The organism is Streptomyces sp. NPDC057249, assembly GCF_042669245.1.
Classification (GTDB): domain Bacteria; phylum Actinomycetota; class Actinomycetes; order Streptomycetales; family Streptomycetaceae; genus Streptomyces.
Genome location: NZ_JBHUXS010000009.1, coordinates 38,131 through 63,101, shown reverse-complemented (window position 1 = coordinate 63,101; position 24,971 = coordinate 38,131). Strand labels below are relative to the sequence as shown.

Here is a 24,971-nt window from a genome sequence, read left to right as displayed (position 1 = left end):
CACACCACGGCCGGAAGGTGCTCTGCGTCATACGGGGGCCGGGGAAGGGCGCAGTACGCTGCACGGCGATCCAGCACCCGAGGGGACGCCCCGATGCCCGCAGACCTTGCCCCGCTCATCGCCGCCACCACCCGGTGGCTGACGCGCGCGTTCCCGGCCGGCGGGGGCCCGCTCACCGCCGCCCTGGCCGAGGCTCAGGCCCGCCAGGCCGTCACGGTCGCCACCTGGCTCCGCTACCCGACCGACCTGGACGCCGCGCTCGTGGTCCTGACCGGCCCCGGCGGCTCCGCCCGCCTGGACGAGATCACCGGCGGCCACGGCCCGGCGGCCGGCCCGGCGGATTCCGCCTGGCGCAGCTGGGTGGACGAGGTCGTGGCCAGCTGGGCCGCCCATCTGCTCACCGCGCCCGAAGCGGCGAGGGAAGCGGTCAAGGCGCTCGATGAAACCGAGCACGGGGTGACCGGACCGGCCGAGTTCCGCCGCCTGACGGAGCCCAGCGCGCACGACCTGGCCGCCACCGCACTGCTGCGCCACCCCGACCTGCTGGAGCCGATAGCCCGCCTCCACCACGCGGACCTGCTCGACCGCCTGCGCCTCGGTCCGGCCCGCGCCTGCTGAGAGCCCGGGGCGCACGGGGCGGCTTCAGCTCTTGCCGCGACCGCTCAGCAGATCGCGGGCCCGGTCGACCAGACCGGCGCCGGGGCCGAGGATCTTGTTGCCGGGCGGGGTGTCGGGGGCGGAGGGGTGCGGACGCGTCGGGGCGGTCTTCTTCGCCGTGCGCACCTTCTCGCCCAGCTCGTCCAGGGCCTCCGGGGAGACCGCCGCCGCCAGGAGCGGGAACAGCCGGTTCTCCTCGTCGCGCACGTGCTCGCTCACCTCCAGCTTCAGCTTCGCCACCAGGTGGTCGAACTGCGGGTCGTCGGCCGGCAGCCCCTCCAGCTCCTTGAGGTGCTGCTCCACCTTCGCGTGGTCCTCCAGCTCCTTGTCGGCCATGTCGTCGCCGTCGTCCACGAACCGCCGCACCGCCGGGTAGAGGTGCATCTCCTCCGCCACGGAGTGCCGGACCAGCTCGATCGTCAGCTCGTCGGCGAGCTTCCTGCGCTGCTCGTCGCCGACCGGCTGGGCCTCGATCTTCGCGAACAGTTCATCGACCTCGCGGTGGTCCGTGGTGAGCTCCGCGATCACATTTCCGCCGTGTCCCATCAGTGCAACCCTCTCCGCTGTGTGTGGTGCGAGCCGAAGTCAGCTCACCGTTCCACAGGGGTACCCCCGAACCTCACCAACACACGGAGCCACGCCCCACTCCGGTCAGGCTGGCGTAACGGCCCGGGCGAGCGCGTCTCAGGGACGTGCGGGCGGCGCGGCGACACCGGTGGCCGTGCCGAGCGGCCATGCCTCGATGTCGCGGTAGCGGATCTGCCCGGTGCCCCGGCCCGGGTTGCCGCCGACCAGATGCAGGCGCTCGGCGGGCCACGGGCTGCCCCGGAACTCCGTGAGCCGCGCGGCGATCTCTCCGGCCGACGTGTGGTCGCCCCGGCGCACCCGGGCGAGGGTCAGATGGGGGCGCAGCGGCCGGTCCTCCAGGGCGATCCCGCAGTCACGGACCACGGCCCGGACGCCGTCGGCCAGCCGGTGCAGTCCCTCGAGGTCGCCGGCGACCCCGCTCCACGCCACCCGCTCGTCGAACGTACCGCTGCCGTGCAGCGCCAGGCGGGGAGCGGGGTGGGACGCGGCGAGAGAGGCGAGCGGCGGACGCAGCAGCGGAACGATGTCCACCGGAAGCGCGCCCAGGAACGCCAGGGTGATGTGCCAGTCCTCCACCCGGTTCCACCGCACCTGCGGGTGCGTCCCGTAGACGGGGCGCAGCTCCCGGGTCAGCTCCTCCTTCGCCGGGTCGGGCGGAGCGAGGGCGATGAACACGCGCACGGTCGCGGGCGGGGTCTCTTCGGTCACCCGGCATTCGTACCGCATACGGCACCGGCGGCCACCGGCGGGTGGCCTCCGCCGCCCCGGCCCGCGATATGACACAGGGTGACGGGAATGGCCATTGATTTCGAATGGGGCGCGTACCCGGCGCACGGGAGCGCGTCGAGTTCGGCGCGTGCCCGTGAACGAGGGGGTGTACGCCGGCGGATATCCGAATGTGCGCGGGTCGTATTTAGTGAAATGCGCACAATCAGGACATCGGGTGGCTGAAATTTTCCGGGAAAGCGGGCCTGGCATATGTCCCCGGCCGGCCTTCTCGCGCGCGGCGGCCGCATCGGCCGATAAGGAATGGTCCGAATGCGACTCTTGGCCTGTCGGAGGTCCTCTATGGTGATTGGCGTGAACGGGCGGAGCCGGATGACCGGCCGGCCATCGGCATCACGCCGGTATCCCGAGGCGTAACGTATCTCCGTCCCGCGCGGCCGGGTGCGCACGGCAGGGGTGGGCGTTCCGGTGGCGGGGGACGGTGAATCCGTGCGGCAGGCCCGCATATATCTGAAGAACATGCGATGGCATGTGGGAAAACAAGTGGGGGGACGGTCGTGACCAATCCTTTCGATGACGAGTCGGGTCGGTTCGTGACGCTGGTGAACGGCGAGGGCCAGTATTCGCTGTGGCCGGCGCACATCGAGGTTCCCGGCGGCTGGAGCGTCGGCGGCCCGGAGGGCTCGCGGCAGGAGTGTCTCGACGCCATCGAGGCCGCGTGGACGGACATGCGGCCCGCCAGCCTGGTGCGGGCTATGGAGTCCGACGCCGGCTAGGGCGGCGCGCGTGCCCCGGACCGACCCGGTCCGCGGGCGCGCGCTCCTGACGCATTCGATCGGCGCCGTTCCCGTTCGGGCACATTCGATCAGACCAGAGCGGTGATCGATCGCGCTTCGGCGGGAAATGTTCATGCCGCTGTCACGCGGCTCTCTTTCCATCCTTGATGGACTGCATACCGGCCCGTCCTCGATAAACGGGGAAAACCGATCCCGCCCCCGGTTCTCATGTCGGGAAGCCGCTCCGCGGTGCCCGATGTCCCGGGTGCGGTGACGTTCTCCTCGCTTTTACCCGCCCGTCGCCGTCCATGGACGCCGCACCGGCACCGCCGGCTTCGTCCTGCCCTCTTCGTCCCCCGCAAGCTCTCCCCGAAGGTGTGTCCCGGCATGCGCGAAAACGGCTCCGCATCCCCGCAATCCGCTCCCGAAGAGTTCTTCGGGACGACCGCAGCCCAGCAGGGCGTCTGGTACGGGCAACTCGTCGACCCGGACAGCCCGAAATACAACGTCGGTGAATGCTTCGAGATCCGGGGCGAACTGGACGAGGCGCTATTCGCCGCGGCCGTCGACCGGGCCTGCGAGCTGTGCGACAGCCTCAACGTCGAGTTCGTCACGGAGGGCGACGTCCTCCTCCAGCGCGTCGTCCGCGAACCCGGCGCCCGCCGGCTCCGGATCGTGGACGTGTCCCGGGCCGCCGACCCCGCCGCCGAGGTCGAACGCTACCTGGCGACGGACATGGCCACGCCCGACACCCTGAGCCGCCCCCGCCACCACCTGGCCCTGCTCCGCGCCGGCGCCGGGCTGTCCTACTGGTACGTCCGCTTCCACCACATAGCCGTCGACGGTCTCGGCGGCGCCGTCTTCACCCGCGTCGTGGCCGACCTCTACGGACGCGCCGTACGGGGCGAGGACCTCGCCCAGGTCACACTGCCCGCCGCACCCCTGCGCGAACTCGTCGCCGACGAGGAGGCCTACCGGGCATCCGGCCGCCACGAGGCCGACCGCGCCTACTGGACCGCCAGGTTCGCCGACCCGGCCCCCGACGCGGACGACGACACGCACAGCGGCAGGACGCTCATCCGCCGCCGCACCGATCTCCCCGCTCCGGCCGGCCCCGACGCACCGGCCGCCCCCGGCATCCGCCTGCACACCGGCGAGTCCCTGTCCGCCGGAGTCTTCGAGGACCTGCGCCGGCTCGCCGCCGCCCACCGCACCACCTGGAGCGCCGTCCTGGTCGCCGCGGTCGCCGCGTACACCGCCCGGGTCACCGGCGCCCGCGAGGTCACCGTGGGCCTCGCCTCCAACGGCCGGCACGGCGGGCTGCGGCACATCGTCGGCATGACCGCCAACATCCTGCCGCTGCGCCTGACGCCCGACGCCGCCATGTCCGTCGGCGGCCTCGTCCGCGAGGCCGCGGCCGAGATGCGCGGCGCCCTGCGTCACCGCCGCTTCTCGCGCGAACAGCTCGCGCGCGAACTCAACACGGGCGACGCCGCCGCCCGCCTCACCGGCATCGTCGTCAACATCATGGGCTACGACTACGACCGGGACTTCGCCGGAATCCCCGCCCCCTCCCGGGTGCTGTCGGTCGGCCCGGTGGACGACGTGTCGCTCTTCGTCTCCGAACGGGCCGAGGGCAAGGGGCCGTTGATCGGCTTCGACGCCCGGTCCGACCTCTACCGCCCCGAGGACGTGCGGCTGCACGAGCAGGCCGTCGTGTCCTTCGTCGCCGCCCTGGCGGCCGCCGACCCCGGCCTGCTGCTGGGCGACCTGCCGCTCGTGGACGAGGCCACCGCCCCCGCCCTGCGCACCCAGGGGCTCGGCACCGCCCTCCCCGGACAGGCCGTCGCGCGGACCCTGCCGGAAGCGTTCCGGGACCAGGCGCGCCGGACCCCGGACGCCCCGGCCGTCGTGGACGGGCCGCACACCCTCTCGTACCGGCTACTGGACCGGACGGCCGACGACCTCGCGCGCGCGCTCACCGGCTGGGGCATCGGTGCCGAGGACGGCGTCGGGGTGCTCCTGGGGCGCTCGGCCGCCGTGCCGGCCGCCGCCCTCGCCACCGTCGCCGCGGGCGCCGCCTACGTGCCCCTGGACGCGGCCTGGCCGGCCGAACGGCTCGACCGCGTCGCCGAGTCCGCCCACGTCCGCGCCCTGATCGCCGACGAGACAACCGCCCGCGAACCCTGGGTCCGCGAGGCCGCCGCCCGGCTGCCGCTCCTCGTCGTGGACCCCTGCGGCCGAGTGCTCGACGGTGCGCCGGAACAACCCGGACCGCTGCCCCGGATCAGCAGACCCGACCGGCTCGCGTACGTCATGTTCACCTCCGGCTCCACCGGACTGCCCAAGGGCGTCGGCGTCACCCACGCCGACGTCCTGGCGCTCGCCGCCGACAGCGCCTGGACCGACGGGGTGTCCGACGCGGTCCTCATGCACTCGGCGTACGTCTTCGACGCCTCCACCTTCGAGCTCTGGGTGCCGCTCCTCAACGGCGGCCGGGTGGTCGTCGCCCCCGGTGGCGTCCTGGAGGCGCGCGTCGTCCGCGAGGCGGTGGAACGGCACGGTGTCACCGCGCTGTTCGTGACGACGGCCCTGTTCAACGTGATGGCCGAGGCGGACCCGGCGGTCTTCGCCGGGCTGCGCACGGTCGCCGCCGGCGGTGAGGCGGCCACCCCCGGCCTCATGCAACGGGTGGCCGCCGCCTCGCCCGGCACGGTCGTCCTGCACGTGTACGGCCCCACCGAGACCACCACCTTCGCCACCCGCCACCCCGTCACCGCCGGCACCTCCGGCGCGCCGCCCATCGGCCGCCCGCTGGACGGCATGGGCCTGTACGTCCTCGACGGCACCCTCGCCCTGGTGCCTCCCGGCGTGGTGGGGGAGCTGTACGTGAGCGGGCACGGCGTCGCCCGCGGCTACCAGGGCCGCGCCGCGCTCACCGCCGCCCGCTTCGTCGCCGACCCGTACGGGGCGCCCGGCAGCCGGATGTACCGCACCGGCGACCTGGTGCGCTGGACCGCGGCGGGCGACATCGAGTACGTCGGGCGCGCCGACGAACAGGTCAAGCTGCGCGGCTTCCGCATCGAACCGGCCGAGACCGAGCACGCCCTGCTCGCCGACCCGGACGTGCGCGGTGCCTGCGTCGTCGTCCGCGAGGACACCCCCGGCGACCGCAGACTCGTCGCCTACGTCGTGCCCGCCCCCGGACTCCGCGCGGACACCACCGCGCTCGCCCGCCGCGTCGGGCGCACGCTGCCCGCGTACATGGTGCCGTCCGCCTTCGTCGTCCTCGACGCCCTGCCCCTCAACCCCAACGGCAAGGTCGACCGCCGCGCCCTGCCCGCGCCCCGGACCGCCACCGGCACCGGCCGGGCGCCGCGCACCGCGTACGAGGAAGTGCTCGCCGGGCTGTTCGCCGATGTCCTGGGCGTGGAGGCGGTCGGGGTGGACGACGGCTTCTTCGCCCTGGGCGGCCACTCGCTGCTCGCCACCCGCCTCACCGGCCGGGTCAGGGCCGCCCTCGGCGTCGAACTCGCCCTGGCCACGCTCTTCGACCACCCCACGGTGGCCTCCCTGGCCGCAGTCCTGGACACGGCAGCCGCCGCCCGGCCCGCCCTCGTCCCGCAGACCCGGCCCGACACGCTGCCCTTGTCCTTCGCGCAGCAGCGCCTCTGGTTCCTCAACCGGTCCGAGGCGCCCGGCGACAGCTACAACGTGCCGCTCGTCCTGGAACTCGACGGCCCCCTGGACACCGAGGCGCTGCGCGGCGCCCTGGCCGACGTGGCCGTCCGGCACGAGAGCCTGCGCACCGTCTTCGCCGAGCACGACGGCGTCCCCCGCCAGCGCGTCGTCGACGCGGACCGAGCCGCGACGCTCGTCCCCCTCACCCTCGAACACCCTCCGGCGGACGGGGACGCGGACGCCTGGGAGACGGCGACGGTACGCCGGCTGAGCACCGCCCCCTTCGACCTGAGCCGTGACCCCGCCGTGCGCGCCCACCTGCTCCGGCGCGGCCCGGCCCGGCACGTCCTGGTCCTCGCACTGCACCACATCGTCGCCGACGGCTGGTCCCTCGCCCCGCTCTGCCGCGACCTCTCCGCCGCCTACCTGGCGCGTACACAGGGCACAGGCACCCCGGACTGGGCGCCGCTGCGCGTGCAGTACGCCGACTACACCCTCTGGCAGCACCGGCTGCTCGGCGACGCCGGCGATCCGGACAGCCTCGCCGCCCGGCAGACCGCCTTCTGGCGGGAGACGCTGCGCGGCGCCCCCGGCCTGCTCGACCTGCCCCTCGACCGGCCGCGCCCCGCCGAGCCCAGCCACCGGGGCGCGTCCGTCCCCTTCGACCTGCCCGCCCCGGCGCACGCCGCGCTCGTCCGGCTCGCCCGCACCGCGGGCTGTACGCCGTTCATGGTGCTCCAGGCGGCCCTCGCCGTGACGCTCGGCGCCCACGGCGCGGGCAGCGACATCCCGTTGGGCACGGCGGTGGCCGGGCGCACCGACGAGGTGCTGGACGATCTGGTGGGCTTCTTCGTCAACACCGTCGTCCTGCGGACCGACCTCTCCGGCGAGCCCACGTTCCGCGAACTCCTCGACCGGGTCAAGCGGTCCGACATCGCGGCCTTCGGCCACAGCGACCTGCCCTTCGAACGGATCGTGGAGGCCGTCAACCCGGAGCGGTCCGGCGACCACCACCCCCTCTTCCAGACGATGCTGGTGCTCCAGAACCAGGACCGGGCCGAACCGGAGCTCCCGGGCATCACCGTCCGCGACCGGTCCCGGCACCACGGGGGCAGCAAGTTCGACCTCACGTTCTCCCTGACCGAAACCACCGGGACCGCGGAGGCCGAGGAGGCCGCCGGGGGCATCGGCGGCTACCTGGAGTACGCGACCGACCTCTTCGACGCCGCCACCGCCCGCGCCCTCTGCGCCCGCTTCGCCCACGTCCTCACCCAGGCCGTCACCCACCCCGGCCGCCCCGTCGGCGACCTGGACCCCCTCACCCCCGCCGAGCGGGCCGGCCTCCTCGCCCGGGGACACGGCGCCCCCCGGCCCCGGCCGGCGCTCACCGCCCCCGAAGCGGTCCGGGAACAGGCCCTGCGCACGCCCGGAGCCGTCGCCGTGCGCGACGCGCACACCCACCTCACCTACGCCGAGTTCGACGCCCGGGCCGACGCCCTCGCCCAGGTACTGCGCGAGCGCGGTGCGGGCCGGGAGACCAGAGTCGCCGTCGCCGCGCAGCCCTCCGTGCACACCGTCGTCGCGATGCTGGCCGTGCTGCGGTCCGGCGCCGCGTACCTGCCGGTCGACCCGGCCTACCCGCCCGCCCGCATCCGCCACATGCTGGACGACGCCCGGCCCGTCCTGGTCCTCACCACACAGGACGTGCCCACCGGCGACATTCCACGGCTCGCCCTCGACGCCCCGCTCCCGGCGCCCGCGGCCCCCGCCACCCGGGCCCCGTCCACCCCTCACCCGGAAGATCCGGCCTACGTCATCCACACCTCCGGGTCCACCGGCCGCCCCAAGGGCGTGGTCGTCACCCACGGCGCCCTGGCCAACCACATGGCCTGGATGGCGGGACACCTGGCGCTCACCGCGCGGGACCGGGTCCTCGCACGGACGTCCACGAGCTTCGACGCCTCCGTGTGGGAGGTGTGGCTCCCGCTGATGTACGGCGCCGAGGTGTGCGTGCTGCCGCCCGGAGCCAACACGGAACCGCACACGCTGGTGTCCTGGATGAGCCGATACGACGTCACCGTCGCCCAGTTCGTGCCCTCGCACCTCGCCCTCGTCCTGTCCGAGGCCGCCGACGCCGCGCCCCTGCCCGGCCTGCGCGCCGTCCTGTGCGGCGGGGAGCCGCTGCCGCGCGCCCTCGCCGGGGAGACGGCCGCGCGGTGGCGTACGCAGGTGCACAACCTGTACGGCCCGACCGAGGCCACCATCGACGCGACCGTCCACCGCGTGCCCGCCACGCCGGACACCCCCTTCGAGACGGTGCCGATCGGCCGGCCCGTCGACACCATGCGCGCCTACGTCCTGGACGACCGGCTGCGGCCCGTCCCGCCCGGGGTCACCGGTGAGCTGTACCTCTCCGGCCCCAACCTCGCCCGGGGCTACCTGGACCGGCCCGGGCTCACCGCCACCCGGTTCGTCGCCGACCCCTTCGACGCGGCCGGCGCCCGCATGTACCGGACCGGCGACCGCGTCCGGTGGAACGCGGCCGGGCTGCTCGACCACGTGTCCCGCGCCGACGACCAGGTCAAGCTGCGCGGCTTCCGCATCGAACCCGGCGAGATCGAAGCCGCCCTGCTCGCCCGCCCCGGGGTCACCGCCGCCTGCGCGGTGATCCGGGAGGACACGCCGGGGGACCGACGGCTCGTCGCCTACGCCGTCACCACGGACGAGGGGCCGTCCCCGGCCGCCCTGCGCGACGCCCTCGCGGAGGCGCTACCGCACTACCTGGTCCCGGCCGTGGTCGTCGTCCTGGACGCACTGCCGCTCCTGCCCAACGGCAAGACGGACCGGCGCGCCCTGCCCCGGCCGGACGACGGCGCCGCGGCCAACGCCGGGAGCCCCGGCGCGCTCGGCCCGCGCGAGGACCTGCTCGCCGGGATCTTCGCCGAGGTGCTGGGCCGCCCCGCCGTCGGCCCGCACGACGGCTTCTTCGAGCTGGGCGGTCACTCGCTCCTCGCGATGCGCGTCGTCAGCCGGGTCCGCACGGTCCTCGGTGCCGACCTCGCCGTGCGCACCCTGTTCGAGCACCCGACCGTCGCCGGGCTGGCCCGGGCCCTGGACACCCGGGGGCGCTCCCGCCCGCCGGTCCTGCCCGTGGCCGACCGGCCCGAACCGCTGCCGCTGTCGTACGCCCAGCAGCGGCTCTGGTTCCTGAACCGGCTCGAAGGCCCCAGCTCCTCGTACAACATCCCGCTGGTGCTCGACCTCGACGGACCGCTGGACACCGACGCCCTGCGCGCCGCGCTGCGGGACGTCGTGGAACGGCACGAGGCGCTGCGCACCGTCTTCCCGGAACAGGACGGCATACCACACCAGTTGGTGCTGTCCGCCGACATCGTCGCGCCCCGGCTGCCTGTTGAGAGCACCGCACCGGCCTGGTTGGAGGCCGCCGTCATGAACGCGGTGGACGAGCCGTTCGACGTGGCAGCCGACCCACCGCTGCGCGCCAGGCTGCTGCGGACCGCCCCCGGCCACCACGTCCTCGTGCTGGTCCTGCACCACATCGCGGGCGACGGCTGGTCCCTGGCCCCGCTCGCCCGCCACCTGGGCGACGCCTACCGGGCCCGCCTCGCGGGCCGGGAGCCCGAGCCCGGCGCCGGGCTCCAGTACGCGGACTACACCCTGTGGCAGCACACCGTCCTGGGAGACCCGGACGCCCCCGGCAGTGTGCTGCGCGAGCAGCTGGACCACTGGCACACCGCGCTCGCCGGCCTGCCCGGCCTCATCGACCTGCCGCTCGACCGCCCGCGCCCGGTCACCACCGACCCCTCGGGGGCCGTCCACGCCTTCGACGTCCCGGCGGCGCTCCACACGGGACTCCGGCGCCTCGCACGGGAGTCCGGCACCACCCTGTTCATGGTGCTCCAGGCGGCCGTGGCCACGCTGCTGCACCGGCACGGCGCGGGGGACGACATCCCGCTCGGCACGCCCGTCGCGGGCCGCACGGACGAGGCGCTGGAAGACCTGGTCGGGTTCTTCGTCAACACCCTCGTCCTGCGCACCGACCTCTCCGGCACCCCCACCTTCGGAGAACTCCTCCAGCGGGTGCGGGAGTTCGACCTCGGCGCCTACGCGCACCAGGACGTGCCGTTCGAGCGGCTGGTCGAGAGCGTCAACCCGGTCCGGGCCCGCAACCACCACCCCCTCTTCCAGACCATGCTGGTCCTTCAGAACCAGGACGCCGTACGCCCCGAGCTGCCGGGGCTCGACGTCGAGGACCGGCTCGTCCACAACGGCCTGAGCAAATTCGACCTCACCTTCGCCTTCGGCGAGGAGCAGGACGGGGGCGGCCTCACCGCGGGAATCGAGTACGCCACCGCCCTCTTCGACCGTGCCACCGCCGAAGCCCTGGCGGCGCGCCTGCTGCGGCTCCTGGAACAGGTGGCGGCCGACCCCGCCCGGCCCCTCGCGGACTACGACCTGCTGACCCCGGACGAGCGGACCCGCGCCGCCCACCGGGGCACCGGCCGCGAACTGCCCGCCCCCGCACCGGACACCACCCTGCCCGCGCTCTTCGCCGCACAGGTCCACCGCACCCCGGACGCCGTGGCCGTGACCGGCGACGGCACCACCCTCACGTACACCGCGCTCGACGCCCTCACCGCCGACCTCGCCGGGGCCCTCGCCGGCCTCGGAGCGGGCCCGGAGACCGGCGTCGGCGTGCTGCTCTCCCGGTCACCGGCCGTCGTCACGGCGTCGCTCGGCACCGTGCGCGCCGCCGCCGCGTACGTGCCGATGGACGCGCGCTGGCCCCGGGAACGGCTCGACCAGGTCGCCGACGTGGCGGACGTGCGGGTCCTCGTCGTGGACGAGCCGGCCGCCGGGTCCGCCTGGGTCACCGAGGCCGCCCGCCGCATCCCGGTCCTCGTCGTGGACCGGGCCGGCCGCGTCCTGCGCGGCACGCCCCGGGCACCCGGCGGGCCCGCCGCCGTACCGGGCCCGGACTCGCTCGCGTACGTCATGTTCACCTCCGGCTCCACCGGCCTGCCCAAGGGCGTCGGGGTCACCCACGCCGACGTGGCGGCGCTGGCCGAGGACTCCGCCTGGGAGGACGGCGCGACCGACGCGGTCCTGATGCACTCGGCGTACGTCTTCGACGCGTCCACCTTCGAGATGTGGGCACCGCTCCTGCGCGGCGGCACGGTCGTCGTCGCACCGGAAGGCGTCCTGGAGGCCGGCACCCTCCGCGAAGCCGTACGTGAAAGGGGCGTCACCGCCGTCTTCCTGACGACCGCTCTGCTCAACGTGATCGCGGACACCGATCCCGGCGCCTTCGCCGGACTCCGCCTCGTCTGCGCGGGCGGCGAACTCGCCTCGCCCGACGCCATGCAGCGGGTCGCGGGTGCCGCGCCCGGTGTCCGCGTCCTGCACGTGTACGGCCCCACCGAGACGACCACCTTCGCCACCCGCTACGACGTGGCCGCCGACCTGCCGGCGGGCCCGCCGCCCATCGGCCGGCCCCTGGACGGCATGCGCCTGTACGTGCTCGACGGCTCGCTGGGCCGGGTCCCGGCGGGCGTCACGGGCGAGCTGTACCTCGCCGGGCGCGGCGTCGCCCGGGGCTACACCGGCCTGCCCGCCCTCACCGCCACCCGGTTCGTCGCCGACCCCTTCGACGCGGCCGGCGGGCGCATGTACCGCACCGGCGACCTCGTGAAGTGGACCCCGGACGGGCAGATCGCCTACGTCTCCCGCGCCGACAGCCAGGTCAAGCTGCGCGGCTACCGCATCGAACCCGGCGAGATCGAGTCCGTGCTCGCCTGCTGCGAGGGGGTCGCCGACTCCTTCACCGTCGTACGCGAGGACGTCCCCGGCGACCGGCGGCTCGTCGCGTACGTGGTGCCCGCCGGGACCGTCCGCCCCGACCCCGCCGATCTCGCCGAGGCCGTCGGCCGGTCCCTGCCCGCCTACATGGTGCCGTCCGCGTTCGTCCTGCTGGACGCGCTGCCGCTGACCGTCAACGGCAAGGTGGACCGGCGCGCCCTGCCCGCGCCCGGACAGCACACCGCGCCACGCGGACGCGCCGCCCGCACCGCGCGCGAGGAGATCGTCTGCGGGCTCGTCGCCGATGTCCTCGGTCTCCCGGCCGTGGGCGCCGACGACGACTTCTTCGCCCTGGGCGGCCACTCCCTGCTCGCCACCCGGCTGGTCGCCCGCATCCGCACCGCGCTCTCCGCCGAGGTCCAGGTCAAGGCGGTCTTCGAGCACCCCACGCCCGCCGCGCTCGCCGCCGCCCTCGACGGCGCCGAAGCCGCCGCCCCGCCGCTGCTGCGCGCGCCGCGCCGGCCGGACCCGCTGCCGCTGTCCTTCGCGCAGCAGCGCCTGTGGTTCCTCAACCGCTTCGAGGGCCCCAGCCCCACCTACAACGTGCCGATGGTGCTCCGCCTGGACGGCCCGCTCGACGCCCCGGCCCTGGAACGCGCCCTCAGGGACGCCGTGGAGCGGCACGAGAGCCTGCGCACCGTGTTCCCCGAGACCGGCGGGGTGCCGCGTCAGCTCGTCCTCGCCGCCGACCTCGCCGACCTGGACCTGACCCCCCGGGCCGTCCGCCCGGACGGCCTGGACGAGGCGCTGGCCGCCGAGGTGGCGCACGCCTTCGACGTCACCGCGGACCTGCCGGTACGGGCCCGGCTGCTCCGCCTGGACGCCGAGTCCCACGTGCTCGTCCTCCTCGTCCACCACATCGCCGGCGACGGCTGGTCCCTGGCCCCGCTGGCCCGGGACCTCGGCGACGCCTACCGCCACCGCAGCCGGGGCGAGGCACCCGACCGGCCCGGACTCCGCGTCCAGTACGCCGACTACACCCTCTGGCAGCGCGCTCTCCTCGGCGACGAGGACGACGCGGACAGCAGGGCCGCCCGCCAGCTGGACTTCTGGCGCACCGCGCTGGCCGGCAGCCCCGGTCTGCTCGCCCTGCCCCTGGACCGGCCGCGCCCCGCCGTCCTCACGTACCGGGGCGACGCCTTCGCCTTCCCCGTGGAGGCGGACACGCACCGGGCGCTCGCCGAGCTGGCGCGGGCCCGGGGATGCAGCCTCTTCATGGTGCTCCAGGCGGCCGTGGCGGTCCTGCTCTCCCGGCACGGCGCCGGCGAGGACATCCCCCTCGGCACCGCCGTCGCCGGACGCACCGATGAAGCCCTGGACGACCTGGTGGGCTTCTTCGTCAACACGCTCGTCCTGCGCACCGACCTGACCGGCGACCCCACCTTCGCCGAAGTCCTCGACCGGGTGCGGGCGTTCGACCTGGCCGCCTACGCCCACCAGGACCTGCCGTTCGAACGCCTGGTGGACGCCCTCGCCCCGGACCGGGCACAGGACCACCACCCGCTCTTCCAGACCATGATCGTCCTCCAGAACCAGGCGGACACCGCGCTCGGCCTCGACGGTCTCACCGTGACCGAGCAGCCCGTGCGGACCGGGATCAGCAAGTTCGACCTCACCTTCACCTTCACGGAGACCCGCGACGACGCCGGCCGGCCCACCGGGCTCGACGGACACCTGGAGTTCTCCACCGACCTCTTCGACCCCGCCACCGCCCACGCCCTGGCCGCGCGCCTGACCCGCCTGCTCGCCTCCCTCGCCGCCGACCCCGACGGACGCGTCCGCACCGCCGCGTTCCTGGACGCGGCCGAGCTCGCCGGACTGGACCGGGCCGCCCCGGGCCCCGTCCGCCCGGTCCGAGCCCGGACCGCCCCCGAGGCGTTCCGCGCCCAGGCCGCCCGGACGCCCGGGCGGATCGCGGTCCGGGCCGGCTCCCGGCAGCTCACCTTCGCCGAGCTGGACGCCCGCTCCGACGACCTGGCCCACCACCTCCACGACCGGGGCATCGGCCGCGGCGACCTCGTCGCCCTCGCCGCCGACGGCACCGCCGACCGGGTCGTCGCGATGCTGGCGGTCGCCAAGGCCGGGGCCGCCTGCCTCCCCGTCGACCTGGACTACCCCGAAGCCCGCGTCGCCCATATGCTCGACGACGCCCGCCCGGCCCTGTTCCTGGTCCACGACGCACCGCGGGCCGCCCGGTTCACGGCCGTCCCACGCCTCGCGCTCGGCGACCCCGCCGCCCGGACCGCCGGACGGGGGGCACCACCGGCCGCCGCCGCGCCCGGCCCGGACGACGCCGCGTACGTCATCTACACCTCGGGCTCCACCGGCCGGCCCAAGGGCGTCGTCGTCACCCACGGCGCGCTCACCAACCACATGGCCTGGATGGCCGGCCACTTCGGCCTCACCGACGACGACCGCGTCCTCGCCCGCACCTCGCCCAGCTTCGACGCCTCCGTGTGGGAGACCTGGCTGCCCCTGCTGCACGGCGGCGCCACCTGCCCCGTACCGGCCGCGCTCAACCACGACCCGGCCGGGCTGCTGGCCCGGATGCGCGACGAGGGCGTCACCCTCGCCCAGTTCGTGCCCTCCCACCTCGCGCTCCTGCTCACCGAGACCGGACCCGAAGCGGCGCCCCCGGCGCTGCGGGCCGTCGCCTGCGGCGGCGAGCCCCTGACCCGCGCCCTGGCGGCCCGGGCCCGGCGGGCGTGGGCGGCCGAGGTGCACAACCTCTACGGCCCGACCGAGACCACCATCGACGCCACCGCCCACCACGTCCGCCCCGAGGGCGCGGGGGAGGAGGGCGGGGTCCCGCTCGGCCGCCCCGTCGACAACACCCGCGCCTACGTCCTGGACGCCGCGCTCCAGCCCGTGCCGGCCGGAGTCACCGGCGAACTCCACCTCGCCGGCGACGGCCTCGCCCGCGGCTACCTCGGCCGCCCCGGGCTCACCGCCGCCCGGTTCGTCGCCGACCCCTTCGGCCCGGCCGGCAGCCGCATGTACCGCACGGGCGACCTCGTCCGCCGGGACACCGACGGCCTCCTCCACTACGTCTCCCGCGCCGACGACCAGGTCAAGCTGAACGGCTTCCGCGTCGAACTCGGCGAGATCGAGGCCGCCCTCACCGCCGTCGACGGCATCACCGCCGCCTGCGTCCTGCTCCGCGAGGACCGGCCAGGCGAACGGCGCCTGACCGCGTACACCGCGGGCGACCGCCTCACCGACGGCGCACTGCGCACCCGGCTCACCGCCGCCCTGCCGCCGTACATGGTGCCCGCCGCCTTCGTGGCCCTGGACGCACTGCCCACCCTGCCGAACGGCAAGACGGACCGGGCCGCCCTGCCCGCACCGGCGCGCCCGGACGCCGCCCGGCCGGGCCGGGAGCCCCGCACCGGGCCGGAACGCGTCCTCTGCGAGGCGTTCGCCTCCGTCCTGCGCGCGCCCGCCGTCCGCAGCGACGACGACTTCTTCGCGCTCGGCGGCGACAGCATCCTCTCCATCCAGCTCGTCAGCCGCGTCCGGGAAGCCGGGCTCGCCGTCCACCCCCGGGACGTCTTCGTCCACCGCACACCCGAGGCCATCGCGGCCGTCGCCGCACCGCTGGACGACGCCACCGAGGAACCGGACGGCCACGGCACCGGCACGATGGAACCGACCCCCATCGCCGCCTGGTTCCTGGAACGCCCCGGCACCACCGACGGCTACAACCAGTCCGGTGTGCTCAGCACCCCCGCCGGGGCCCGCGAGGACACCCTCGTCGCCGCGCTCCAGCTCCTCGCCGACCACCACGACATGCTCCGCCTGCGCGTCACCCGCACCGCCGGGGTCGACCCCGTACTCGAAACGCTGCCGCCCGGCGCCGTCACCGCCCGGCGCCGCTTCACCCGCATCGACATCGCCGGGCTCGACGCGGAGGCCGCCCGGGCCGCGCTCACCGAAGCGGGCGAACGGGCCCGCAGACGGCTGCGGCCCTCCGCCGGCGCGGTCTTCGAGGCCGTCTGGGGCGACGCGGGACCCGGCGCGCGGGGGCGGCTGCTCCTCGTCGTGCACCACCTGTCCGTCGACGCGGTCTCCTGGCGCATCCTCGCCGACGACCTCGCCCACGCCTGGCGGACCGCCACCGGGGCCGGCGGCTCCGCATCCGCGCTGCCCGCCGCCACCACCTCGTACCGGCGCTGGTCCCAGCTCCTCGCCGAACAGGCCCGCACACCGGCCCGCACCGGCGAACTGCCCCTGTGGGAGGAGGCACTGAGGACACCGGACCCCCAGCTCGGATACCGGCCGCTCGACCCCTTCCTGGACACCGCGGACGGCACCCGCACCCTCACCACCCACCTGCCCGCCACCTGGACGAAGCCCCTCCTCACCACCGTCCCCGGAGCCTTCCACGCCGGAGTCGACGACATCCTGCTCACCGCGCTCGCCCTCGCCGTCAACACCTGGCGGGGCCGCCCGGACACCGCCGTGCTGCTCGATCTGGAGAGCCACGGCCGGGAACAGATCGCCGACCACGTCGACCTGTCCCGCACGGTCGGCTGGTTCACCAGCCTGTACCCCGTACGGGTCGATCCCGGGCCCCTGGACGTCCGTGACCCGGCACGCTTCGACGGCTCGCTCGTTGAACGTGCAGTGAAGCGCGTCAAGGAACAGCTGCGCGCCGTCCCCGACCACGGCCTGGGCCACGGCATGCTGCGCCGGCTCAACCCGGCGACCGCCCCCCGCCTGTCCGCCCCCGCCCCCCAGATCGGCTTCAACTACCTGGGACGGTACGCGGCGCCCGGCCGGGCGGCGGGCGGCGACTGGGAGGTCCTGCTCGACGCCGGCGGACCCCGCGCCCAGGACCCCGACATGCCCGTGCACCACGTCCTCGACATCAACGCGCACACCGAGGACCTGCCGGAGGGCCCGCGCCTGGTCGCCCGCTGGACCTGGCCCAGCGACCTGCTGAAGGAGGAGGACGTGGGCGCACTCGCCGAGGCGTTCAACCGCGCCCTGCGCGCCGTCGCGGAACACGCCGAACAGCCCGGAGCAGGCGGCTACACGCCGTCCGACCTTCCCCTGGTCTCGCTCAACCAGGCCCAGATCGACCGACTGCAGAACAAGTGGGGTGGACGCAAGTGAACGGGTTCCGACTGGAGGACGTACTCCCACTGACGCCGCTGCAGGCCGGGATGTACTTCCACGCCCTGTACGACTCGCACGCCGTGGACGTCTACACCGCGCAGTTCGTCTTCGACCTCGACGGCCCCGTCGACGTCGCGACGCTGCGCGCCGCCGTCGCCGGCCTGCTCCGCCGCCACGCCAACCTGCGCGTCGGCTTCCTCCACGAGGACCTGGACGAACCCGTGCAGGCGGTGGCGGCCGAGGTCCCCGTACCCCTGGACGAACTGGACCTGTCCGGCGACGACGCGGACACCGTCCCGGACCGCCTCACCGCCTTCCTCGCCGCCGACCGCACCCGCCGCTTCGACCTGGCGACGCCGCCCCTGATGCGGTTCACCCTGGTGCGGACCGCGCCGGACCGGCACCGCCTGGTCATGACGAGCCACCACATCCTGTTCGACGGATGGTCCCTGCCCCTCCTCGTGCGGGAGCTCTTCGAGCTGTACGCGGCCGGCGGCGACGACAGCGCGCTGCCGCGCGTCACCCCGTACCGCACCTACCTCGTCTGGCTCTCCCAGCAGGACCGCGCCGCCGCCCTCGACACCTGGTCGGCCGCCCTCGCCGGCATCGAGGCGCCGACCCTCCTCGCGGAACGCGACGGCCCGGACGGGGCCGCCGAACTGCCCGAGACGCTCGTCCTCGACCTGGACGCGGCCGTCACGCACCGGCTCCGCGAGACGGCCCGCGCCCACCGCCTCACCCTCAATACCCTGGTCCAGGGCGCCTGGGGCCTGCTGCTCGGCCACCTCACCGGCCGCGACGACGTGGTCTTCGGCACCACCGTGTCCGGGCGCCCCCCGGAGCTCCCCGGCGTCGAGTCCATGGTCGGCCTGTTCATCAACACCGTGCCCGTGCGGACCGGCCCCGCGCCCGGCGAGACCTTGGCGGAGTTCCTGACCCGGCTCCAGGCCGAGCAGGGCCGGCTCCTCGGCAGCCAGCACGTCGGCCTCAGCGACATCCGGGGAGTCACCGGCCTGGACGAACTCTTCGACACCCTCGTCGTGTTCGAGAACTACCCGATGGACGCCGAGGCCCTGCGCACCGCCCAGCGCGGACTGCCCGGCCTCTCCGTCACCGGTTTCAGCGGCACCGACGCGGCCCACTACCCGCTCACCCTCACCGTCGCCCCCGGCGACACCCTGCGGATCACCTTCGGCTACCGGGCCGCTGTGCTCGACCGCCAGGAGGTGGCCGAGACCGTCTCGCGCATGCGGCAACTGCTGACGGCGATGGCCGAGGACCTCGGCCGGCGCGCCGACACCGCGCCCCTCCTGCTCGACGGCGAACGCGACCGGCTCATTGCCCGGGGGACCGGCGCCCCCCTGCCCGGCGGCACCACGGCCCTGAGCATCCCGGAGGCCGTCGCCGACCGGGCCGCCCGCCGCCCGGACGCGGTGGCCGTATCGGGCTCCGGCGAGCAGCTGACGTACGCTCAGCTCACCGGCCTCGCGGACCGGCTCGCCGCCGCCCTGACCGGTCTGGGGACCGGGGCCGAGGACGGCGTCGGCATCCTCGTCGCCCGCTCGGCCGCCACCGTCACCGCCTCACTGGCCACCCTGCGCGCGGGCGGAGCGTATGTGCCGCTCGATCCCCGCTGGCCCACCGAACGGCTCAACCGGGTCACCGAGGTCGTCCCCCTGCGCGTCCTCGTCGTGGACAGGACGACCGCCTCGCTGCCGTGGGTCCGCCAACTCGGCCCGGAAACCGCCCTGCTGACCGTCGACAGCACCGGCCGCGTCCTCACCGGCGGCCCCACCGCCCCCGGCCCGCTCCCCGCCTCACCGGGCGGCGACCGGCTCGCCTACGTCATGTTCACCTCCGGGTCCACCGGGCTGCCCAAGGGCGTCGGCGTCAGCCACGGCGACATCGCGGCCCTGGCCGCCCACCGCGGCTGGGACGGCGCCGCCGACGCCGTCCTGCTGCACTCCGCCTACGTCTTCGACGCCTCGACCTTCGAGCTGTGGGTCCCGCTCCTGCGCGGCGGGCGCGTCGTCGTCGCCCCGGAGGGCCCGCTCCAGCCCGACACCCTGCGGGAGCTAGTGACCCGGCACGGCGTCACGGCCGCCTTCCTGACGACCGCCCTCTTCAACGTGCTGGCCGAGACCGACCCCGGCGCCCTCGGCGGCCTGCGCCTGGTCGCCGCCGGCGGTGAGGCCGCCGCGCCCGGGGTCATGCAGCGCGTCGCCGCCGCCCACCCCGGGACGACCGTCCTGCACGTGTACGGCCCCACCGAGACCACCACCTTCGCCACCGCCCACCACGTCGGCCCCGACCACACCCCCGGCGGCGCCCCGCCCATCGGCCACCCGCTCGACGGCATGCGCGCCTACGTCCTCGACGCCGCCCTGAACCCCGTCCCGCCCGGCGCCGAGGGCGAGCTGTACCTCGCGGGCCCCGGCGTCGCCCGCGGCTACCTCGGCCGGGCCGCCCTCAGCGCGACCCGCTTCGTCGCCGACCCCTTCGCGGGCGACGGGGCACGCATGTACCGCACCGGCGACCTGGTGCGCCAGGACGCCGACGGCACCGTGCGCTACGTGGCCCGGGCCGACCAGCAGATCAAACTGCGCGGCCACCGCATCGAACCCGCCGAGATCGAAACGGTCCTGCGCGACCACCCGGCGGTACGCGCCGCCTGCGTCCTCGTACGCGAGGACCTGCCCGGCGACCGCACCCTCACCGCGTACGTCGTCCTCGCCCCCGGCGAGACCCCCGACCCCGGACTGCTCGCCGCGCACGTCGGCCGGCTGCTGCCCGCGTACATGGTCCCGGCCGTCGTCCAGCCGCTGGACGTTCTGCCCCTGACCCCCAACGGCAAGATCGACCGGGCCGCCCTGCCCGCGCCCACCGCGCCCCGCACGGCGGCCGGGCGGGCACCGCGCAGCGCCATGGAGGAGATCCTGGCCGGGCTGTTCGCCGATGTGCTCGGCGTCGACCGGGTCGGCACCGACGACAGCTTCTTCGCCCTGGGCGGCCACTCGCTGCTCGCCACCCGCCTCGTCGGCCGCATCCGCACCGCCCTGCACACCGAGACCGACATCCGCACGCTGTTCGAGCACCCCACCGTCGCCGCGCTCGCCACCGCCCTGGAGGGCGCGGAGGGCGGTACGCGCCCCGCCCTGGTCCCGCAGCCACGCCCCGCCGAACTCCCGCTGTCGTACGCCCAGCAGCGGCTGTGGTTCCTGCACCGGCTCGACGGCCCGTCCGCCACGTACAACATCCCCCTCGCCGTACGCATCGACGGACCGCTCGACGCCGACGCCCTGTGCACCGCCGTGGCCGACGTCATCGCACGGCACACCGCCCTGCGCACCGTCTTCCCGGAGGGCGAGGACGGCCCCTGCCAGCACATCACCGCACCCGGCGACGTCGTCATCCCGTTCGCCATGGAGAGCGTCGAGGAGGCGAAGCTGCGCCACCGCGTCGCCGCCGCCACCGCCGAGGCCATCGACATCGAGCGCAGCCTGCCGCTGCGGGCGACCCTGCTCCGCCTGGCCCCCGACGCCCACGTCCTGGTGCTCGTCGTCCACCACATCGCGGCCGACGGCACCTCACTGCCGCCCCTCGCCCACGACCTCGGCCTCGCCTACCGCGCCCGCGCCCGGGGCGAGGCGCCCAACTGGGCACCGCTCCCCGTCGACTACGCGGACCACACCCTCTGGCAGCGCGACCTGCTCGGCGACGAGAAGGACCCCGACAGCCTCGTCTGCCGGCAGCTCTCCCACTGGCGGCACGCGCTGGACGGGCTGCCCGAGGCCATCGAACTGCCCTGGGACCGGCCGCGCCCCGCCACCTCCCGGCACACCGGCGCCACCCTCGGCTTCTCCGTGGACCGCGCCACCGCCCGCCACGTGACGGAGCTCGCCCGCAGCTGCGGTTCCAGCGCCTTCATGGTCCTCCAGGCCGCCCTGGCGACCGTCCTGTCCCGGCACGGCGGCGGTGAGGACATCCCCCTGGGCACCGCCGTCGCCGGACGGACCGACGAGGCGGCGAACGGTCTCGTCGGCTTCTTCGTCAACACCCTCGTCCTGCGCACCGACCTGAGCGGCGACCCCACCTTCCGTGAACTCCTCTGCCGCGTGCGGGAATTCGACCTGGCCGCCTACGCCCACCAGGACGTGCCCTTCGAGCGGCTGGTCGAACTCCTCAACCCCGCGCGCGCCCAGAGCCATCACCCGCTCTTCCAGACCATGCTGGTCCTCCAGAACCAGGCACCCGCCGCCATCGACCTGCCCGGCCTCACCGTCACCGGGGTGCCCGCCGAGGCGGAAGTCAGCAAGTTCGACCTGTCGTTCGCGCTCACCGAGACCTACGACGACACCGGCGCACTCGACGGCATGCGGGGCACCGTCGACTACGCCACCGAACTCTTCGACGCGCCCACCGTCCAGGGTCTCGCCGACCGGCTCGTCCTCCTCCTCGGTGCCGTCACCGCGGACCCCGACCGCCCCCTGCACACGTACGACCTGCTCACCCCCGCCGAGCACGACCGCCTCACCGCCCTCGGCACCGGGCCCGCCGACGACCTGCCCGCCACGACGGTCCCCGCGCTCTTCGAGGAGCGGGCCCGGCGCAGCCCCGCCGCCCCGGCCGTCCGGGACGCGCACACCACCCTCACTTACGGCGAACTCGACGCCCGGGCCGACGCCCTGGCCCGGCACCTCACCGAGCGGGGCGTGGGCCCCGAGGACCGGGTGGCCGTCGCGCTGCCCCGGACGTCCGAGCTCGTCGTGGCGCTCCTCGGCGTCCTCAAGGCGGGCGCCGCCTACCTGCCGCTGGACCCCGACTACCCGGCCCGGCGCCTGTCCTACATGCTGGACGACGCCCGCCCCCGCCTGCTCCTCACCACCCCGGAGCTCCACCGCCGCCTGCCCGAGCACCCGGTGCCGCACCTGTACACCGACGCCCTCGGCGCGAGCGGCGCTCCACCCCGGCCGGTCCGCGTCGACCCGGCCAACCCGGCGTACGTCATCTACACCTCCGGCTCCACGGGCCGCCCCAAGGGCGTCGTCGTCACGCACCGGGGCGTGCGGGCGATGGCCCGGACCCAGAGCGAACGGCTGCGCGTCGGACCGGGCAGCCGGGTGCTGCACATGGCGTCGGTCAGCTTCGACGCCGCGTTCTGGGAGCTGTGCATGGGGCTGCTCACCGGCGCATGCCTGGAGATCGACACCCGCGACGCCCTGCTGCCGGGACCGGCCCTCGCCGGCCTGGTCCGCGACCGGGGCGTCACCCACCTCACCATCCCGCCCGCCGCCCTCGCCGTGATGCCCCCGGACTCCCTCCCCACCGGCCTCACCATGGTCCTCGCCGGCGAGGCGTGCCCGCCCGCCCTCGTCCACGCCTGGGCGCGGGACCGCTTCCTCGTCAACGCCTACGGCCCGACGGAGACCACCGTCTGCGCCACCATGAGCGCCTTCCAGCAGGCGGACGGGCCCCTCGCCCCGGACCGCGCCGTCCCCATCGGCGCCCCCGTCGACGGCACCCGCGTGTACGTCCTGGACGACCGGCTGACGCCCGTACCGCCAGGTGTCACCGGCGAGCTGTACGTGGCCGGCGAGGGCGTCGCACGCGGCTACCACGGCCGGGCCGGGCTCACCGCCAGCCGCTTCGTCGCCGACCCCTTCGACCGCGCGGGCGGCCGGATGTACCGCACCGGGGACCTGGTGCGGTGGACGCCCGGCGGGCGCCTCCTCTACGTCTCCCGCGTGGACGACCAGGTCAAGCTCCGCGGCTTCCGCATCGAACTCGGCGAGATCGAGGCCGCCCTCTGCTCGCACCCCGGGGTCGCCGCCGCCTGCGTCACCGTCCGCGAGGACCGCCCCGGCGACCGGCGCCTCGTCGCCTACACCGTGGCCGCCGCGGGCCGGCCCGCCCCCCGCTGGGCCGAACTGCGCGCCCACCTCGCCGCCACCCTGCCGGAACACATGGTGCCCACCGCCCACGTCCGGCTCGGCGCCTTCCCCGTGACGCCCAACGGCAAGACCGACCGGCGCGCGCTGCCCGCCCCGGAGAGCCCGGCGGCGGCCGGCGGACGGGCCCCGCGCACCGCCCGCGAACGCGCACTCTGCGAGGTGTTCGCGCAGACCCTCGGCGTGCCCGAAGTCGGCGTCACCGACGACTTCTTCGCGCTCGGCGGCCACTCCCTGCTCGCCGTGACCCTGGCCCGCCGGATCGGGGAGCGCTGCGGAGTACGGCCGTCCCTGCGCGCCCTGTTCGCGACACCCACCGTCGAGGGCGTCGACCGCCTGCTCGGCGGGGCGCCCGGGGAGGAGGAGCGGGCGGAGCCGGCCGCGCCGGACTTCGCCGCCGAGGTCCGGCTCGCGCCCGACATCACCGCCGAGCGCCGGGGCCCCGGGGAGCGCCGTCCCGCGCGACCCTCCGCGCGGCCTCTGCTCACGGGCGCCTCGGGCTTCCTCGGCGCGTTCCTCCTGAGGGACCTGATCGAGGCCACGGACGGCCCCGTCGACTGTCTCGTCAGGGCCGCGAGCCCCGCCGTCGCGGCCCAGCGGCTCCGGGCCAACCTGGAGCACTACGGCCTGTGGCAGTCCCGGTACGCAGACCTGATCCACGCCGTCCCCGGCGACCTCGCGGCCCCCGGCCTCGGCCTCGACCCCGACGAACGGACCGCCCTCGCCCGGCGCCTGGGACCGGTGCTCCACAACGGGGCGCGCGTCAACTTCGCCGCCCCGTACGGGGATCTGCGCGCCCCCAACGTGGCCGGCACCGAGGAACTGCTGCGCCTCCTCGCGGACTCCGGCTCGCCCGGCCTGCACTACGTCTCCACCACCGGTGTGTACGCCCCGTCGCGCGGGACGGACCCCGCGCCGCTCACCGAGTCGTCCCCGACCGGCCCGGCGGCCGACCTGCCCGACGGGTACGCGCAGAGCAAATGGGTCGCCGAGCAACTGGTGGGCCTCGCCCGCGAGCGCGGCCTCCCGGTGACCGTGCACCGTCCGGGCCGCATCAGCGGCGACACCGCGACCGGTGCCTGCCAGGACCGCGACCTGCTCTGGCAGCTCATCAAGGGCTGCCTCCAGGCCGGAGCGGTGCCCGATCTGGCGCACGGCACGACCGACTGGGTGCCCGTGGACTACGTCAGCGCCGCCGTCGCGGCCCTCAGCACCTCCGACCGGCCGGGGGCGCGGGCCTACCACTACACCAACCCGGACGCGCCCGGCCTCGACCGGGTCTTCGAGGTGGCCGCCCGCCTGGGATACGCCCTGCGCCCCGTGACGCCGGGGGAGTGGCGGGCGTGCGTGGCCGAACACCCGGACAACGCCGCACAGTTGTTCCTCGGCGACGACGGACAGGCCGGTCACGACGAGGCGGACCACCGCCGCTTCGACTCCGGCCGCACCGCCCGGGCGGCGGCGGAGGCGGGCGTGCGCCAACAGCCGCTCACCGACGAGGTGCTGACGCGCTACCTGACGTACTTCCAGGTCACCGGCTTCCTGCCGGCCCCCGGAACGCTCCCGGAGGCGTGAAAGATCACCAAACGGCAGG

General features: G+C 75.3%; 6 protein-coding genes. 4 read left to right on the top strand and 2 right to left on the bottom strand.

The genetic code is table 11. From position 1 onward, the window contains the following. Positions 1-93: 93 nt before the first annotated feature. Entirely contained in the window at positions 94-618 is a 525-nt protein-coding gene (locus tag ACFUJY_RS18355; protein ID WP_383300405.1) for a hypothetical protein, read from the top strand. A 24-nt stretch (positions 619-642) separates the two neighbouring features. On the opposite strand, the gene ACFUJY_RS18350 is transcribed toward ACFUJY_RS18355, so the two are convergent. Continuing rightward, positions 643-1,203: a hemerythrin domain-containing protein gene (locus tag ACFUJY_RS18350; protein ID WP_383300401.1), complete on the bottom strand. Its 561-nt coding sequence runs from the start codon at positions 1,201-1,203 to the stop codon at positions 643-645. Positions 1,204-1,341: 138 nt separating this feature from the next. Continuing rightward, positions 1,342-1,971, bottom strand: coding sequence for an RNA 2',3'-cyclic phosphodiesterase (thpR, locus tag ACFUJY_RS18345; protein WP_383300399.1), 630 nt, complete (start codon positions 1,969-1,971; stop codon positions 1,342-1,344). A 557-nt stretch (positions 1,972-2,528) separates the two neighbouring features. On the opposite strand from thpR, the gene ACFUJY_RS18340 reads away from it, so the two are divergent. The 3 genes from ACFUJY_RS18340 (at position 2,529) to ACFUJY_RS18330 (ending at position 24,952) form a co-directional block, all read left to right on the top strand. Continuing rightward, positions 2,529-2,747, top strand: a complete 219-nt coding sequence (locus ACFUJY_RS18340; protein ID WP_383300396.1) for an MbtH family protein — start codon at positions 2,529-2,531, stop codon at positions 2,745-2,747. A gap of 387 nt (positions 2,748-3,134) precedes the next feature. Next, entirely contained in the window at positions 3,135-17,426 is a 14,292-nt protein-coding gene (locus ACFUJY_RS18335) for an amino acid adenylation domain-containing protein (protein ID WP_383300393.1), read from the top strand. Further along, positions 17,423-24,952, top strand: coding sequence for an amino acid adenylation domain-containing protein (locus ACFUJY_RS18330; RefSeq protein WP_383300390.1), 7,530 nt, complete (start codon positions 17,423-17,425; stop codon positions 24,950-24,952). The genes ACFUJY_RS18335 and ACFUJY_RS18330 overlap by 4 nt, the downstream gene beginning before the upstream one ends. Positions 24,953-24,971: the final 19 nt, after the last annotated feature.

Bases quoted from the DNA above. Each gene is read 5' to 3' on its own strand.
- ACFUJY_RS18355 (WP_383300405.1), top strand. From the start codon at position 94: ATGCCCGCAGACCTTGCCCCGCTCATCGCCGCCACCACCCGGTGGCTG.
- ACFUJY_RS18350 (WP_383300401.1), bottom strand. From the start codon at position 1,203: ATGGGACACGGCGGAAATGTGATCGCGGAGCTCACCACGGACCACCGC.
- thpR (WP_383300399.1), bottom strand. From the start codon at position 1,971: ATGCGGTACGAATGCCGGGTGACCGAAGAGACCCCGCCCGCGACCGTG.
- ACFUJY_RS18335 (WP_383300393.1), top strand. From the start codon at position 3,135: ATGCGCGAAAACGGCTCCGCATCCCCGCAATCCGCTCCCGAAGAGTTC.